We start from the raw sequence: 16,328 nt of genomic DNA, 5'->3' as shown, positions 1-16,328 counted from the left end.
CTAATGAAAATAGGTTAAAACCGCCTCTAGTTTTTCTAGTCAGCGCTTTTCACTTTAAACGTACTTTTTCACTTTTCTCTAACTGAATTACTTTTCCATCTTGCACAACAATTGTAATTGAGCCATATTTCATATCAGCAAGCATCGCTTCAATCTTCTCGGATACTTCATCAAAATGTTCCCGTACACCCACGCGAACAGCCCCCCTTTTTATTCATAAAAAAAATCTTTCCCATTTCGAAAAGACTGTTCGGTAATATATTTTACCTTATCTTTCAAAATGGATTCCATTTTGCTGGATTTAGCACCTTGCTTTCTATAAGCAGGTTGCCGAGCTTCTTCGGGCCAGTTCCCTCCGCTTCTCTTGATAAGCTTTGTATTTGTATTTTATCACAATTCTGATTTTTTTCAATCCTAGTTTTCCGATATATTTTAATTATTTTATTTTACAAAAAAGGAATTGCCCATCCGAACAACTCCTTTTTCTATTTAAACAAGCTCTTTAATACGTATGCGATCGTTCCCAATAATATTTTCATATGTTTCGCGTTCCACAACTACTTGCGATGTTCCGCCTTTTGCAAAGACAACGGCTGGTCTTCGAATCCGATTGTAATTATTCGCCATCGAGTACCCGTAGGCTCCTGTACAGGAAACTGCTAGTAAATCAGCAGAAGCGACTTTCGGTAAATGAATATCCCAAATCAACATATCTCCGCTCTCACAACATTTCCCCGCAATCGAAACGAGTTCCTCATTCTCATCATTCCCTCGATTCGCTAACATTGCTTCATAACGCGCACTATATAAAGCAGGTCTTAAATTATCTGTCATTCCACCATCGACTGATACATATTTCCGAATACCAGGAATATCTTTCACAGATCCAACTGTATAAATTGTTGTCCCAGCATCACCTACAATGCTACGGCCTGGTTCAATCCATATTTCTGGCAATGGATATTCACATACAGTAAATTGTTCTCTCACTGCACTTGTTACAGCTCGCACATATGTCTCAAGAGTTAACGGTGTATCCGACTCTGTGTAGCGTATTCCAAATCCCCCGCCTACATTTAACACTTTTACTACATAGTTTGTTTGCTCTCTCACTTCTTCTAAAAATTGGCGAAGAACTTCAATCGCTCGAACAAAGCCAGCTGTTTCAAATATTTGCGATCCGATATGTGAATGAATCCCTAGCACATTATAATTAGATTTTTGTAAAGCAAATCCAATTGCCTGCATCGCTTGACCGTTTGAAACGCCAAATCCAAATTTCGAATCATCTTGGCCTGTTGTAATATATTCATGTGTGTGCGCCTCTACTCCAGGCGTTACACGAATTAATATGTTCACAAACTTTCCATGTTGCATCGCTAAATCGTGTAAAACTTCTAATTCAAAGAAATTATCTACGACAAAACAACCGATATTCGCCTGAAGAGCCATCACTATCTCTTCTTCTGTTTTATTATTTCCATGAAAATGAATACGTGATGCTGGAAATCCTGCTTGGAGCGCAGTATATAATTCTCCTCCAGAAACAACGTCTAATGACATATTCTCTTCACGAGCTACTCGGCACATCTCCATGCACAAGAACGCCTTGCTTGCATATGCTACTTGATAAGAGAAACCACTTTCTTTAAAAGCACGATGAAATGCTCGGCATTTTCCTCGAATAGACTCTTCATCGTATACATAAAGTGGTGTTCCGTATTGCTTTGCTAGCTGCGTCGTATCGCACCCTCCAATTTCTAAGTGTCCTTGCCCATTAATTCGGCTTGTGCCGTGTAAATACATTTAAATTCCTCCCTTATTTCCTCTAAAACTCATAACCCCAATCTTCTATTCATTGCAGCACGCTTTTAGATAGACAAAAAACGCGCGGAACAATGTTCACACGCGTTTCTTATTAGGAAAAATATATATTGAAAAAATAAACGAGTTGTTATCTCCTCAAAATAAGAAACCGCATCAACATCTCCAAATAGCTCTCCATAAAATAAATCTTATGACAGTACTACATTTATTCAATGTAGTCCCAATATATGAATAAGATGGTTATTCTTATATTTCGGCAATAGTCCCTTTCAGCCTATGATCACAGATTCCATGAAATCTCCCATAGCTTACTCTTTCCTATCGCGGCCTCTACCTTTGAGAGTAGATGAGGTAAGTCTATTTAATTTTCAAACATCTAATTGTTGCTATTAACAATACCAAAGGACCATTTTATTTGTCAAACAATTTTTTATATTGTTTTTTTACAGTTTAATTTTGTATCATTTGGTAAGCGCTTTACTGAAATCTTTGTCACTTCCCATTCGCCTTCTTCGTTATTAAATGTAATCGTTACCTTCTCAAATGGGGGAGCAATTTTCCCAGCAACACGTTCATACTTTGTCACTTCAATACTTGCTTGAAATAAATATGTACCGCTATACACTTTTTTTAAACTAATAATTTTAGGACATTGATACGGTTTCAAACTTCCATATTGTTTTTCAATTGCTTTATTTATTTTTGGAAATAAAACAGAATAAAGTGCATCTTCCATAAGAGGTGCATCATATTGAGCTATTGACACACTCGGTGAGGTAAAAAGTATAACACTACTACATGCTATAAAATATAATAATTTTCGCATTATAACCTCCGTATTATCACGCGATTCTTTCTGCGTACGATAATTATCATACATAGAAATTCTGTTTTATTGTCTCCCACAACTCTCTTTTATTTTCGTATAATGATACTCATAGTATCAGACTTGTGGTTATAAGTATTCCGAGTTAGCATTATCTACTTGGATAATCTTATTTTATGAATGGCATATCAGCGATGTATTATGTCTATTTCGTCTACGTGTTAGCAAGTATGTTTGCAAACGTGTTAGCACTTTTTTATTTCTTGAATAAAAAACATTCTAATAATTGATATAATTTTTTTGATCTTAGGAGGGCGATTGTATGAAGGTGGTTCGGTCTATATTCAGGGGCTTCCGTTTATTAAGTAAAATAGTTAGCCCAATAATACTAAAGGCATTATCTAAAAGTAAATTTTAAATATCATAGCAATAAAAAAAACGCCCATTTTTGCCCTGCACCAACTTGTTCGACGTAATTAACACAATAGTGCAACCAAAATGAAAAAAATAGTTATGAAAGGAAAACAGATGCGTAAACTCAAAGAATATGACCTGGCATATATTTGTTACTATTCTGAGAGAATAGAGTTTTCAGCCATTGCTGCTGGATTTTCACAACCGGTGTCAACTAAGGTAATACATCATATTGTTCAAGAATTAAATAATCAGGGACTATTTGATTTTTACAAGAGTACCTATGAGGAAATGTTAGAAGAATGAGGAGAGTGGCTACATATGTTAACGAAATCGCAATACGAACGTTTCGCAGCAGATAAGCAATGTATCGAACGTGCATTAACAATGTGGAAAGAATGGATGTGCAAAAAAAAGACTTATACGGATGAACTTGCTGCTCAAGGTACGATGTACGTTGTCAATCATATGAAATTACGAGATCATCAAGTTTCTGTAATCTTCGATTTTTTTGATGAGTATTTAACTTTATTAGATCACGGAAAAGAACAAACAGAGGCTTTTTATAAAACCATTATGAGGATGTAATAACAGAAGGTTCTCTCACGAATAACTAAAAAAGAGTATATTCATAAAAAATAAAGGTGGTTAATACAATGAAAACTGCGAATTGTGGGGGAATATCGTAGTAATACTTGCTCTACTCTATGCGCTGTTATATACTCTTATTGAGAGCGCATCTCTGTAGTTCCCTTTTGGTGTCTTACAAGAACGATGGTATTGTTATCTTTTCCTATTAAAGCACAAGAAAAAACACTTCATGATGAGGTGTTTTTTTCCTTTAATTCTACACGTTCTATCTTTAGTCACGATGCATACACTCAAATTAGTACTTAAAAATAACCTTATCTCTAACAATGCATTAAATTTTTATCTACACAAACTCCTTGTTCATATCTAATTAATATTGAACTGCACTATCACTTAGCGTGTTTACCTGTTTACAAAAACAACCAAGGTGATGAAGAATGAACAAATATCGAGTAGTTTATCGTTTATTATCTCCAAATGGGCACCAGCACACAAAAGAATGTCTTGAAATTTACGCACCTACGAGTGAAGATGCGCGGCGGGGGATGGAAAATGAATTTAAAAAAAGAATGGGTAACCTATACCGATGGCAAATAGACGTCCAACAAATAGAAGGTGAACAACTCTCGTTATTCTAAATAACTTGACGAGATAAAAAAGAAGATGTAAAATGATTATCCGTGTAAAAAACTTGGTTTATACAACCCAACACGTTGTGACAGATCGGGCTATTGCCAACAACTTTTATGACATTCTTAGTTGTGTTTAGCAAGATACACGGGAGAGGTTTACAGATTCGTAATAATGAAGCAAGTAGGGCTTATAACTTATTATGGTATAAAATATATGTAAACTGCATACTCTAGAATTGACATCTAAAGAACCTACAACATGAATAAGACATCTTCGACTGGGGAAGGTGTCTTATTATTTTTCAGTTATATAATATTTTCCCATGCATATATTAAGAATGTCATCGGAGAATCCCCAAAGGAAAAGACACTTTCAACAAGGAGAGTGTCTTTTTCTCATATTCCAGCATGTTACTACATAAAATAAAATTAACACGTTCCTCTTTTATAATAAGCATCCTATGTAACCAGAGCACTCCTCAAGAGCGCCCTGGTTTTTATTTTCAAATTTAATCAAACTATTCTTTTGTTGGAAAGCAGAGTGCTCCGTTTTCATCTTCCTATTTTGTTTTCTAAGTTATAATACGTTACAAATATTGCATATAATACAATAAGCTTTACAAATTACTGACATCCCTAGAAGAGGTCTCCTTATATAGACAAGAGGAGCCTCTTTTAGTTTCCCCCCTTACTTCACATACACATTAATATGTTTTACCTTTCAAATCTCACATATTCACCTGAAACCCATTGATCCCCACCAACATTATACCAACCATCTCTATATCCCCACGTTTGATATTTTTCGCCTTGATACACATTTTTCACAACACCATAGTTAGTTCCTGGACCAGTACGAACACGTAATACATCAGCTGCAATAGTCACTACCCCAATGCCATCATTTGAAGGTTTAGAAGGTGCTGGTGTATTTTCTCCTGTATAACGAATATATGATGAATCATTATATACCCACTGATCGCCACCAAAGTTTAACCACCCATTTGACTCACCCCATACTTGGTAGCATTCTCCTTTACCTAACTTACGAATAACTGCATATCCAGTTCCAGGTCCTTTTCGTAAATTCACGTTATCGCCATTAATGTAAGCAACTTTTGTACCATCGTTTGAAGGTTGAATAGGAGTTGGCATTACTGGACTACCTCCACCGTTATATGCATTTTGGACTCTTTCAATAAAACTATTCCAACGTCCTTCTGCTAACATACGATGAGGACAGTACTTTCCACTCCATGATTGGTGTGTGCGAACTTTACTAATTGGAATATTGTACTGTTTCATGAGCCCAGCTACAACGATAGCTGCATTATCTTCTGCTTTATAATATCGATCTCCACCGTTTAAAGAATAGCAAATCTCAACTCCGATAGACTTTCTATTGCCATTTCCACCACCATCACCACAATGCCAAGCGTTACGCTCTAAAGGAATTCCTTGTACAGCTTCCTTATCATCTACCGCAATATGAAACGAAACTTGGTTGTCATTACGAATCATATAAGCTACTTCGTTTTCTGCCGTAGCATCGTTATAAGTATTGTGTACAGTAATGAATTCTGGATTCATTGTATACGGACACTTTGTACCATATTTACTTGGGTCAACTAATTTTTTTCTGATTTCCATTATTGAACATCTCCCTTTTTCTCTTCTTGTTTTTGTTTGCCACCTAAAATTTCAACTGCATTTGTTAATGCTGAAGGTAAGGGGATTCCCATACGACCAGCGTTTTCTAAAAGTGAAAGCAACTCATTGCCCATGAAGAAGAAAATAGTCGCTTCACGAATAGCACTGTTACTTCCCAGTGCTGAATCTAGTTGAGCGGCCGCTCCGACCAAAAGAAAAAGCACCACCTTTTTGGCGATGCCTTTGAAACCAACTTTACTTTTTAATTCTCCGTTATATCCTGCTGCAATCATGCCAGTTAAATAATCAATAACTGCCATCGTCACTAAGATTTTCAATGTTGCATCCCATCCTCCCAAGAAATACCCACAGAAGCCACCAAACGTAGCTATAAATGCTTTCAGTAATACATCAATACGATCCATCTTTTCCTCTCCTTTTTAAGCTGCAAAATAACTTGGGTCCATTCCAAATATTTCTGCAATATCTTCCTCACTTCTATCTTTCAAATAAGATTCAGTTGTGGAAATATCAGAATGATTAGCGAGTGATTTTAATTTTTCAAGCGGTACTCCTTGAACTTTTAAATTATCTAATCTGCTATGGCGGAAACAGTGAGGATTCATTTTAAATTCCTTCCCTTCCTTTTTGTTCAGCATCTTAGCAAATATGTCGCACCAATAATTAAATACACTCTTGTTCAATCTTTTTCTCTCACCATTCTTATAAACACGCACAAACAAATCTGGAATAGTATCCTTACCTCTCTGATTTATATATAAACGAATGCATTTCTGCACTCGGTGATTGTAATATAATCTAAACTTCTTACCACGTTTCCCTCGGACCACATTTGTATAATATTGTTCTGTCAGTCCCTCTTTTTGAACCTGGTAAACCTCATTCTTTCTAGCTGCACTGTAATAAGAAAGCGCCAAGTACGTCGCTAACATATATTTTTCTTGCTCAAGTAACTCATCGATTAACCAATTAATCTGATCCTCAGTAATAAATGTAATTTCTCTAATCGGGTTCTTAGGTAAACCACGTACCCGTGAACCTACATTAAATTCATAATCATAGTCATCATCATCTGCACAAAACTCAAGTGTTGAACGTAAAGCGCTCATCAATCCATTTACACGTGCATTAGACATTCCCATCTCTTGAAAAATAATAGATAAGTTTCGAATGTCTTTACGTGTTAATTCAACCAGATTTTTATTTTCAAAGTGTTGATGTATTAGAAACAAAATAATTCGCAAATCCCAATTGTATTGCTGTAAAGTGCTTGCCGCTTTTCCTTGTGCTTTCTTTTCGATTAGAAAATCTTTGACTAGGTTTTTGTTTTCTTGGCTAACATGCTTTTCATAAATTGCTTGGTCTACTATTCGTTTCACACTAATCATCTCCTCAAAAATAAAAGAGAAGCGAAATCGCTCCTCTTGATCTATGAATTGAATTTATTAAAAGCCCTATTTTGTCAAAAAAAGTGATTCTCGGCTCCTTCTTTACACTAAATAGTTAATTGAAAAATGAATAATTTTATCAGTAGTGATGTTGTATATTCTTACATTCCCGCCAGTTTCTATGTTGAATTCACAGATAGAATACGGTGGGCCGGCGATAATCACAACATCTGTTATTTGTTGGGCTGGTCGCATTGCAACTGGAACATTGAATACAACTTGTCCTTCTTTTACATTCTTTAAAGAGCCTATAACAGAAACTTGGTCACCATTTCGTTTCGCTCTAGTAACTTGTCTTCCTTCAACATTGGACGCATTTGCTGTGTTGATTGACATCTGAATCCAATCTGTATCTGTTGCTTGTTTAAGGCCACCATTAAATGTGACTTTTCCTATGAAGGTTCCTCCAGTCTTAGGGACAATTTCCGACGCTAATCCTAATCGAGACCAATCAGACCACTTACCACTGTTATTCACTCGAATATAGGTTTCATTCCAGTTACCTAATAACGTAGCTTTTTGAACAAGTGCTACACTTGTTGCCGTCTCTACAGAAACAAACCATGTATAAATAGAATTGTCAGGCGTATTTTTAAGTTGATTTCCGACATAAGAACCAGATTTTACGATTGTATTTAAATCTGTACCCACAACCAAATCAATAGAAGTTCCATCGTCGTCCGTAACCTTCCACAATTGATATTTTTGCCCTGTAACTGCTGCTGTTAATTCATTAATACGTTTATTAGCTTCATCGATTTGCTTTTGATGTCCTGCTACCATTTCGAGAGCTTTATCAAACTCTGAAATGTAGTTTTCTATTTTGATATTACCTTCTTTTACATCTCTTCTTAAGACAATTCGAATGTCTGGTGTACTCATTCGCTCATTACTTTTTTCCATAACAAAATAAGCCGTCCAATCATCCGATGTGGAAACAGCTTGCGAGGACAATGTGTAGGAAAAGACGCCATTCTTTGCATCAACAATTTGGGCATCATCTCGAACGAACTGACCGATTTGATTAATCGCTTCATATTTAACTACATATCCTGTTAAATCTACATTCTGACCTTTTTCTCTTACGTACACAGTAAGCTTCAATCCATTCTTATCATTTTGTCTCGAACGAATTGTTTTTGTAAACACAGGATCTGCTAAATCTATCATAATTTCCTCATTTCGCATGACTACACCTCTCTAACTATTCCTTTTCACGCGTCTAGGCGGTCTTCTTTGACGTTTTACTTTGTTCCTATGCTTTATATTCCCTTTAGGTTTTAATGGCTCTAATTCTTCCACTCTAGCATCGGTTTTTGTCACATATTCTTGAAATGCGCTTGTCAATTGTGAAAGCATCCCATATAAACCCACACCATTTTCCTCTGATTCTTTTGGAATAACTAAACCATAATGTGTAGGAATTGCATCTGTAGTAATTGTCGGCTCTCCTTCTTTACGATTCATACGCATCTCATACAGTTTCGGAATATCCGTTTTCAGATTATACTGTTTAATATCCCAAGCCATTACAGTTTCCAATACACTACGTGTAATTGATCTAATATTGGTTTTATAGGTTTCTTTAGAAGAAACTTTGAAGTCCGAAGCAATTACGCCTTGATAATATGTCCCAAGAGCGGTTTTCACTTGAATATAGCCATTTTCCCAACTCGAATTCCGTATCATCGCACTTGGGAGCATAATGTCTGTATCTCCTCCAGATGAAGTCCCAATACTTGCAATCCAATTATTATTCCGATAAAAGCGGAACTGATCTTTGACTTTAAACCTCATTTCACTTTGAGCACCTAAGACAATCATTTTATCAGCGTCAAGCATTGCATTCCCTGTTTGTGAAAAGTATAAAGAAGCTGCATTCAAGTATCCATTGCCATCGAGTCCTTTTGTAATTCCAATTCCACCAGACTTCACACTTGCATCTGAGAATTGATACAACATAATAGCACCGTTTGCACCTGTTTGATCTGAGTCACCACCTAGAATAAAAGTAGGCTGTATTTCATTTCTGCTATTTTTGTAATACCCAATAAAGGCTCTTACTTTCGAGGACTCATAGAGACGAATAAATTGTTTAGAGATATTTACAAAATTAGCCGAATTAGATGTTTTCAAAGTTGATCCTGTTATTTCTCCACCTTGCACTAGATTTCCACTGAGCGTTCCCGCCGTAATAAAATCCGCAACAATCCTTCCATCATTTGTGATTGCTGTTCCGTACGGGCCATTTACTCCTGTAGAAGAATAACCAAATCCATTCATATTCCATTGCCAAACCTTTTTGGCCGTCATTTCATCTTTTGTATCCATAATAAAAATTCTGTCTGGGTAAATACGTACATGCCCTCCAAAACCTGAATTAATGAGATTGGTTGCATTTTCTTTCGCCGCTTCCAATATAGAAACCGGCATATCTGTTAACTCATCTTGCATACGATCGACTTTACCTGCCATATCCGTAAAAGATTCTTTACAATTGCCAATGGTCAAGTGAATATACTCTTTTTTGATGGGATCATATCGATACGCGGTTACTTTTGCTTGAATGTCTATGCCATCCTCTAGGTGTTGAATGGTCACTGTATCCCCCATATAAACCCGTTGTAAAATGGCATACTCCTTATATTCTTCCGTTTGGGATAACTCTTGGAATTCCACTTTATAGGTAGCCCTCGGTTGATCTACCTTTTGATTTGCATACATATCCTTTGCCGCTTGGCGTAAGAGTTTATAAGCCTCTTCCAGTGACACCGCATCCTCATCCTTCTCATGGTCACCAATTGCCGCTTTAATATGCTCAAACGTAACAACACGAATTTTAGGGTGTGGGTATTTACGAATCAAAGGACTGTCCACATACTTTTCAGGAAGCAACAGACCATCGAAGCCTTTCGGCATCATTCGTGTAACAGGACTTTTCCAATCCACATGACCTTCATAACCCAGTAAGTCCTTTTTATGCTGAATGACGACGCCTCGATTTCTCCCTCGATTTTTCAACATTTTGATATCAAAATTATCACGCTTTAATTCGCCGCCCCAACGGTTGAGGAACGAGTTATCTTGACTGGCATCTTGCAAGATTTCTACTGGATTTTTCCGAACAAGCCTCGAGCTCGCAATCTTAGGTATATCACTGGACAAAGTAAACGGGTGTTTATATTGGCATCCAGCTGATATACGGTTCATGGCTCCATTTCCATTTGTCGTTTCAATAAAGATATCCTCGATTAAGTTTTCCGTTAAATCATAGAAGATATGGTAACACTGCACCCTTAACTCCCCCATACTTGGTTTCGGAGTCACCACACGAAAGAGTTGGTCTCCATCCGGTGTGGGCGCTTTAATGATACTCATGCCATCTATATTCACTCCATGAGGAGCGAATAATGGATAGTTAAACGTAAACAAAAATAAACCGTTGAGCTCTTCCTCAACAGTTGCATTGTAAATATGTGAATCCAGTATACCGATACCATTGTGGGTAAAATCGGTTTCATCTGGTTTATACAGTGTAATCATACATAACGCCACCTCGGTTCAATCACGAGTTTTGTCACATTTCCCGTCCAGGTAATGGTATTTTCTCCAACTTTGAAAAGAGGAAATTCCCCTATCATGTTGGGATTCATGGGTGTAGTCCCTGCATATGCTTCTAATAATTCGGAATCCACAATGACAGCGTTTTTTACACCCTTTATTTGGAAGGCAACATCATTCACCATCATCCTGACATCCCCATTCCCATAAATCTCTACTTTCGGGGAAGATTCGATTGTTCCATGATTTAAAATGGTTTCTGGTTTTGTCAATATCAGCGGGACAGTTGTGACATATTCAAACGGATCGAGCGTAAATTCCACTTCGAATTCTCCGTACTCTTCTATTTCATTTGCGATATCTCCCATTTCCACATGTTTGATTTTTCGGTACACGTCATCATCCGTAAAATAGAGTTTTTTCCCATTCATAAACCATGCCTTTATCCTACGGATTAAGGGCTTGATATTTTCCTCTTCCAACAAGTTAAACTTGATTTTCAAAGGGACGTCTTCAAATGCCCCCTTTTTGGTGAGGGAACCATGTCGTCCAGGTACTTCTATTTGTTCTACTTTTTGTTTTGCGGTCGGAATCACAGGACGCTCTACCATCGCTAATCCATAATCACTACCAAGTGCTGTATCAATTCCAATGTCCATCTTATCCATTCCTTCCCCTTGCTATGTTTATATTCCGTCCCTTTTGCGCCATCCAATCATCTGCTTTTTCAAACATACGGTCTAGATCACGGTCATTTCTAACCGTTGTGTAGAAATTCATTTCAACCGGACTACCTTCAACCGCTGGTTGTGTAGGTTGGCTAAACGATTTGTGTTTCCCTGTCGCCATCGCCATAGCGGAATTTGCTATATGCGGAAGGTTGGAGAGTATCCCTTGACCAAATAATGCCTGACTCAGCACTCCATTTTCTCTTGCTGAAGATACAGCCCTTACTCTTCTGATTTTATTCATTTGTTCTGGTATTTCTGGTGGAATAGGTGATTGAAATGCTCGGAATGCTTGAGGTGGTGCCATCTCTCTAGCGGGCGCAAAAGATTGGGGTGCACTAAATGCTTTTGCAGATCGCTGCGCTTCTTGCCCCCCTGTCGAAAACACTTCCATCACCTTTTTTACAGGGGTCCAATTGTTCCACCATCTTTTGATTTTATCCCAATATGTTAAGATATTACCCGTACTTGTGTTCACTTGGTCTTCCAAGTCTTTATACGAACCTTTTAGTTTGTCGATACCTTCTTTTTTTGTTTTATCTGCACTGCCTTTTACCTTTTCATACTGTTTATTAGCTTCATCGATTAATTTCTTGGCGGTCCCTTCCGCTTCACTTCCGAGTTCTGCCTTCATCATTTCCGCCTGTTTGACACGTTTATCACGTTCTTCCCGTGCTTTCTCTACTGTTTTATCGTGGGTTTGATTGATTTTTTTTACCGCATCACTTAACATTTCTGCATTCATGCGTTCCTTACTGTTTTTTAAATTGTTTAAGATGACTTCTTGTTCCGCTTTATTTTCCGCCATTGCACGTATAGCTTGTTGATTAAAAACATCTTGTAAGTTTTGAATCTGTTTGTTTTCATCAGCTGTTAAAGCTCGTTTTTCTTCTTTCGCCTTGTTCCATATCTCTACGATTTTATCTTTTGCAGCCTGTGTTTTCGCTTTTTCTGCTTCAAAATGCTGATCATACATCGTAAGAATATTAGCTTGCTCTTCTGCCGTTACCGTTTGAACGCCTTGGAACGCCTCCTGTGTTTTCGTCACTGCATTCTGTTTTTTCTGTTCAAACGCATTCACAACTTGATTTTTCATATCTTCGTATTTCGCTGTGATCTGGGGTAAGTTTTCATCTGTAATTTGTGTTTGCTCAGCAAACATGGTAACCGTTGTACTGTTTGCTTGTTGTGCCATATCCATAAAGGAACCTACAGCCTTTTTAGTACTTTCACTGATTTTATCGACACTTTGGAACGTACCATCTGCTGCATAATTCACCCGTTCTTTAAATAAGTCCACCGCTGGCGTAGCTTCTTGTGTAAATGCCTTATATATCCCATATGCTGCTACACCAACAAGCGCAGCCGCTGCTATCCAAGGAGCAGCCGCTACCAACAAGCCTCCAAGTGCCGTTCCTAATCCACCTACTCCAACTGCGGCTACACCTGAGGCCGTCCCTACCGCTGCGGTTGCCGCACCAAAGCTAGCAAAAAATGAAATGACACCACCAACTGCGGTCGCAATGCTACCAATGGATGATACCAGTAACCCCAACACAATGAGTAATGGTCCCACTACTGCGACGATTGCGCCAATCGTGACAATCACTTTTTGCGTAGTTGGTGATAGATTTTGAACCCATTGGAACACACCCGTCAATGCCTCCACAATCTCGGTTAGAGCGGGTTGTAAGTTCTTATACAAGCTAATGGCCATGCCTTCTAAGGCCGATTTCATCGCTTTTACTTTACCTCGCAAATTATCATTCATTACCTTTGACATCTCATCTAGTGCGCCATTTGAATGATCAATATTTTTCTTTAGCTGTTCATATTCATCACCCATACCATTTAATAAGCCATTAAATGTTTTAATTTGCTCTTTACCTGCCACCATTGCAATGATTTGGTTCTTCTCCTCTTGTGTCATACCAGCCATTTTGTCCTTTAATTCATACAAAATATTGGCGAGCCCTTTGAAGTTTCCTTGCTTATCAAACGCACTAAACTTTAACTTATCCAGCGCCTCTTTAGCTTGCCCTGTAGGTGCGGTTAAATTGACCAGTGTCGAAGACAATGCTTGCCCAGCCTCTCCAGCTTTTAAACCACGGTTCGCAAGTAACCCTAAAACTGCCGCACCTTCTTCTACTGGGACTTTCAATCCGTTAAACGTACCACCTACACGTAAGAATGCTTCCCCAAGCGCATCAATGTCCGTATTGGATTTCCTTGATGTTTGCGCCATCACATCCAAATATCGCGGTAAATCATCAACGGTAATCCCTAACGCACTCATCGAGTCCGTTACCAAATCACTTGCCCGTGCTAAATCCAGATTGCCGGCTTCCGATAATTTTAGTATAGGTTCGGTCCCTTTTAACATTTGTTGTACATTCCAACCTGCTAAGGCTTGGAACTTCATCGCTTGTGCCGATTCTGAGGCAGATTTGGAAGTTCTCGCTCCCAACTCTTCCGCCTTTTTTCCTAAATCTTGAAAGTCTTTCCCTGTTGCTCCAGATATCGCTTTCACTTCTGACATAGAGGCTTCAAAATCCATACCTGTTCTCACAATGGCTGTTCCTAGACCCGCTACCGGTAAGGTCACGGCCGCTGTCATAGTCCTTCCAGCACTCTTCATCTTGTTTCCGGCTGCATCTAATGCTTGCCCCGCTCTACGTGTCACACTCTCTTGTTCTTTCAAACTTTTGTTTGTCACATCAATTTGATTCTTAAGTTGCTGTTCTGCAGTCCTAGCTTCGAGTAATTTTGTTTCATATCGCTTGACCTCATTCGAGTTTTCACCATACTTCTTTTTAGCTTGATCAAGTTGCTGTTGATAATTTCGTACCTTTTCAGCCGCTATCGTATGTTGATTCCCTAAATGGTCGATTTTTAAACGAAGTTTTTCCGTTTCAGAGGCATTTGCACCAAGCTTCGCTTTTTGCAATTCATATTGCGAGTTCATCTTTGCGGTAGATGCTTGCAATTGTTCTTCTTTCCCTTTTAAGTCCTGAAGCTTCTGAGCTGCCTTAGCTGTTTCACTCGTCCGTTGTTGTTCTGCAAGTTTCGCTTGTTTCAAACTTTCGGATGTTTGCTTGATGCTATTCGATAGTTGTTTCTCGGCGATTTGATTTCTTCTAAGCTCACTTTCTAACTTCGCTACTTCCGTTGAATTTTCTCCCCACACCATTTTCGCTCGCTGTAGTTGGTCAGCACATTCTTTTGTTTTCTGTTTCGCAAGCTGGTACTGTTTTTCTAAGCTGGATAAAGATGCTTGTAGCTTATCTGTGGCTGAACCGGACAGTTTCATTTCCGTTTGTGTCAGTTTTAATTCTTGCTTGATTTTTTTCGTCGATTCGTTCAGTGCCTTAACGCGTGCTTCATAATCTTTTGTATCTGCTTTGAACTTTATAATTGTCTCTTGTGAAGGCTTAGACATTACTTTTCCGCCTCCTTTTCTTGTATATATTGTTTCCAACTCTCATAGGCATCTTTATTTTCCGCAATGCGCTGAACGGAACGTAAAGGTAATGTCCAAAAATCGTCTGCCGAAATGCCAAATAGAAATACATACAAAGAATACAAATCTTCTACACACTCTATCTCAAATTTCGGAAGACTTATGCCTTTTTTCCACGCTGTTTCGCTTTAAATCCTTGGGCCATCTTATTCTTTCTTGTTTCCTTTTGCATAATGGCAGTGAATACGTGTAACGCCTCCACTACATCTACTTCGTATATTTTCATAAAGCTATCAAAATCCATAAAATCTGTCGGCGTCGCTTGTCGGTATGCCGCATAAACCGTTCGCATACTGTCAAATATGTCTATGTTTTGGATATCACCTGTCGACAACAGAGAAGTCATAAATGACTTTGTGATTACACCTTCTTTCTCTAACTGAAAAAGTATATAACCCGTTAAATTCGGATTGATGTTTACTATTTTTCCATTCTTTAATCGTATTTGTTTTTTCATATTGTCCAATCTCCTTTTTATATAAAAACGGCACTCAATCATGAGCGCCGCCTTTCACGTATTTATGATTTTATTTTGAACTTCCCGCTGTTCTCTGCACTTTTGCAGGATTAAATGCTGTCATCCACATTTTTGCATCTTCTGCTGATAAATCAGATTGAATCGCTTCATAATAGAATTGGTTGAATTCATCTGGTAAACATGTTATTTCCAGTTCTGTTTCTGCTACTTCCTCCGCTCCACTTTCAACGGACTTAATAAACCCTGATGCCGATGTACAGTTCGGAAAAGCAATTAAGCGAGATACCTCATCAAATATATCTACCTCCCGTGCTACAAAAGTGAAGTCTTTTCCGAGACTATCTACTCCATACGAAAATACGCCTTCTTTTAAATTCTTGTTCGTGATACCAAACATCTCACGAAGTACCTTTATCTGTAGATGTGCGCTTATTTTTACATTCACTTGAATCGGCTTTGATTTTTGTTTCAGGGTCGTCCCTCCACATGTTTTTTTAACGGTTTTAATTTCGGTTTCAGCATCCAACGAGCCGACACACCCAAAGGGTTCTGTGACAGTTTCTCCTTTAAAAAGCACACTTGCATCTTTGATATCTACCGCGTCAAACGTTTCAATTGTTGTAACTGGCATA

16 protein-coding genes and 2 riboswitches are annotated in these 16,328 nt (G+C 38.1%); of the genes, 3 read left to right on the top strand and 13 right to left on the bottom strand.

All coding sequences use genetic code 11. From position 1 onward, the window contains the following. Positions 1-49: 49 nt before the first annotated feature. From ATL10_RS01465 to ATL10_RS01455, 3 genes are all read right to left on the bottom strand, one after another. Complete coding sequence (locus tag ATL10_RS01465; RefSeq protein WP_000538896.1) at positions 50-193, bottom strand: YezD family protein; 144 nt, start codon at positions 191-193, stop codon at positions 50-52. A 72-nt stretch (positions 194-265) separates the two neighbouring features. After that, positions 266-374, bottom strand: a riboswitch (SAM riboswitch). A 115-nt stretch (positions 375-489) separates the two neighbouring features. Then, on the bottom strand, positions 490-1,806 hold the full coding sequence (gene lysA / locus ATL10_RS01460) for a diaminopimelate decarboxylase (RefSeq protein ID WP_000280643.1): 1,317 nt from the start codon (positions 1,804-1,806) through the stop codon (positions 490-492). Between the two features lie 180 nt (positions 1,807-1,986). After that, positions 1,987-2,168, bottom strand: a riboswitch (Lysine riboswitch). An 89-nt stretch (positions 2,169-2,257) separates the two neighbouring features. After that, the gene (locus ATL10_RS01455) at positions 2,258-2,653 is read right to left on the bottom strand and encodes a DUF3888 domain-containing protein (protein WP_001228820.1); all 396 of its coding nucleotides are present in this window, start codon (positions 2,651-2,653) and stop codon (positions 2,258-2,260) included. Between the two features lie 528 nt (positions 2,654-3,181). Between ATL10_RS01455 and ATL10_RS01450 the strand changes: the two genes are divergently transcribed. The 3 genes from ATL10_RS01450 to ATL10_RS01440 all read left to right on the top strand — a co-directional run bounded on the left by ATL10_RS01450 (position 3,182) and on the right by ATL10_RS01440 (position 4,296). Beyond that, a complete protein-coding gene (locus ATL10_RS01450) occupies positions 3,182-3,373 on the top strand; it encodes a hypothetical protein (protein ID WP_031310119.1) in 192 nt (63 codons plus the stop codon). Between the two features lie 15 nt (positions 3,374-3,388). After that, positions 3,389-3,655, top strand: coding sequence for a hypothetical protein (locus ATL10_RS01445; RefSeq protein WP_110496331.1), 267 nt, complete (start codon positions 3,389-3,391; stop codon positions 3,653-3,655). Between the two features lie 440 nt (positions 3,656-4,095). Continuing rightward, the gene (locus tag ATL10_RS01440) at positions 4,096-4,296 is read left to right on the top strand and encodes a hypothetical protein (protein ID WP_110496329.1); all 201 of its coding nucleotides are present in this window, start codon (positions 4,096-4,098) and stop codon (positions 4,294-4,296) included. A gap of 708 nt (positions 4,297-5,004) precedes the next feature. Here the strand turns inward: ATL10_RS01440 and ATL10_RS01435 are convergent. The 10 genes from ATL10_RS01435 to ATL10_RS01395 all read right to left on the bottom strand — a co-directional run bounded on the left by ATL10_RS01435 (position 5,005) and on the right by ATL10_RS01395 (position 16,327). Next, positions 5,005-5,940: an N-acetylmuramoyl-L-alanine amidase gene (locus ATL10_RS01435; RefSeq protein ID WP_110496327.1), complete on the bottom strand. Its 936-nt coding sequence runs from the start codon at positions 5,938-5,940 to the stop codon at positions 5,005-5,007. Next, positions 5,940-6,365, bottom strand: coding sequence for a phage holin family protein (locus tag ATL10_RS01430; protein WP_000373869.1), 426 nt, complete (start codon positions 6,363-6,365; stop codon positions 5,940-5,942). Before ATL10_RS01430 ends, ATL10_RS01435 begins: the two co-directional genes overlap by 1 nt. 15 nt (positions 6,366-6,380) lie before the next feature. Continuing rightward, complete coding sequence (locus ATL10_RS01425) at positions 6,381-7,340, bottom strand: tyrosine-type recombinase/integrase (RefSeq protein WP_142669922.1); 960 nt, start codon at positions 7,338-7,340, stop codon at positions 6,381-6,383. Positions 7,341-7,451: 111 nt separating this feature from the next. Continuing rightward, the gene (locus tag ATL10_RS01420; protein ID WP_110496322.1) at positions 7,452-8,597 is read right to left on the bottom strand and encodes a BppU family phage baseplate upper protein; all 1,146 of its coding nucleotides are present in this window, start codon (positions 8,595-8,597) and stop codon (positions 7,452-7,454) included. A 12-nt stretch (positions 8,598-8,609) separates the two neighbouring features. After that, complete coding sequence (locus tag ATL10_RS01415) at positions 8,610-10,952, bottom strand: phage tail spike protein (protein WP_110496320.1); 2,343 nt, start codon at positions 10,950-10,952, stop codon at positions 8,610-8,612. Beyond that, positions 10,949-11,638 carry a phage tail domain-containing protein gene (locus ATL10_RS01410; RefSeq protein WP_110496318.1) on the bottom strand — a complete coding sequence of 230 codons (690 nt, stop codon included), beginning with the start codon at positions 11,636-11,638 and terminating at the stop codon, positions 10,949-10,951. The genes ATL10_RS01415 and ATL10_RS01410 overlap by 4 nt, the downstream gene beginning before the upstream one ends. Next, a complete protein-coding gene (locus tag ATL10_RS01405) occupies positions 11,631-15,137 on the bottom strand; it encodes a phage tail tape measure protein (protein ID WP_110496316.1) in 3,507 nt (1,168 codons plus the stop codon). Before ATL10_RS01405 ends, ATL10_RS01410 begins: the two co-directional genes overlap by 8 nt. Further along, positions 15,137-15,274 (bottom strand): hypothetical protein, encoded by a 138-nt coding sequence (locus tag ATL10_RS31590; protein ID WP_171840935.1) that lies wholly within the window; start codon positions 15,272-15,274, stop codon positions 15,137-15,139. The genes ATL10_RS01405 and ATL10_RS31590 overlap by 1 nt, the downstream gene beginning before the upstream one ends. A gap of 44 nt (positions 15,275-15,318) precedes the next feature. Beyond that, a complete protein-coding gene (locus ATL10_RS01400) occupies positions 15,319-15,675 on the bottom strand; it encodes a hypothetical protein (protein WP_060851604.1) in 357 nt (118 codons plus the stop codon). 70 nt (positions 15,676-15,745) lie between these two features. Continuing rightward, complete coding sequence (locus tag ATL10_RS01395; RefSeq protein WP_110496314.1) at positions 15,746-16,327, bottom strand: phage tail protein; 582 nt, start codon at positions 16,325-16,327, stop codon at positions 15,746-15,748. Between the last annotated feature and the right edge of the window lies 1 nt (position 16,328).

It is taken from the genome of Bacillus sp. 196mf (assembly GCF_003217275.1).
Taxonomy (GTDB): Bacteria; Bacillota; Bacilli; order Bacillales; family Bacillaceae_G; genus Bacillus_A; species Bacillus_A thuringiensis_S.
Note: the sequence above shows the minus strand (reverse complement) of the source record. Positions and strands in the feature narration are given on the sequence as shown.

Excerpts from the sequence above, each read along its gene's own strand:
- ATL10_RS01420 (WP_110496322.1), bottom strand. The coding sequence starts at position 8,597 with ATGCGAAATGAGGAAATTATGATAGATTTAGCAGATCCTGTGTTTACA.
- ATL10_RS01405 (WP_110496316.1), bottom strand. The coding sequence starts at position 15,137 with ATGTCTAAGCCTTCACAAGAGACAATTATAAAGTTCAAAGCAGATACA.
- ATL10_RS01430 (WP_000373869.1), bottom strand. The coding sequence starts at position 6,365 with ATGGATCGTATTGATGTATTACTGAAAGCATTTATAGCTACGTTTGGT.
- ATL10_RS01410 (WP_110496318.1), bottom strand. The coding sequence starts at position 11,638 with ATGGATAAGATGGACATTGGAATTGATACAGCACTTGGTAGTGATTAT.
- ATL10_RS01450 (WP_031310119.1), top strand. The coding sequence starts at position 3,182 with ATGCGTAAACTCAAAGAATATGACCTGGCATATATTTGTTACTATTCT.
- lysA (WP_000280643.1), bottom strand. The coding sequence starts at position 1,806 with ATGTATTTACACGGCACAAGCCGAATTAATGGGCAAGGACACTTAGAA.
- ATL10_RS01445 (WP_110496331.1), top strand. The coding sequence starts at position 3,389 with ATGTTAACGAAATCGCAATACGAACGTTTCGCAGCAGATAAGCAATGT.
- ATL10_RS01435 (WP_110496327.1), bottom strand. The coding sequence starts at position 5,940 with ATGGAAATCAGAAAAAAATTAGTTGACCCAAGTAAATATGGTACAAAG.
- ATL10_RS01400 (WP_060851604.1), bottom strand. The coding sequence starts at position 15,675 with ATGAAAAAACAAATACGATTAAAGAATGGAAAAATAGTAAACATCAAT.
- ATL10_RS01415 (WP_110496320.1), bottom strand. The coding sequence starts at position 10,952 with ATGATTACACTGTATAAACCAGATGAAACCGATTTTACCCACAATGGT.
- ATL10_RS01395 (WP_110496314.1), bottom strand. The coding sequence starts at position 16,327 with ATGCCAGTTACAACAATTGAAACGTTTGACGCGGTAGATATCAAAGAT.
- ATL10_RS01440 (WP_110496329.1), top strand. The coding sequence starts at position 4,096 with ATGAACAAATATCGAGTAGTTTATCGTTTATTATCTCCAAATGGGCAC.
- ATL10_RS01455 (WP_001228820.1), bottom strand. The coding sequence starts at position 2,653 with ATGCGAAAATTATTATATTTTATAGCATGTAGTAGTGTTATACTTTTT.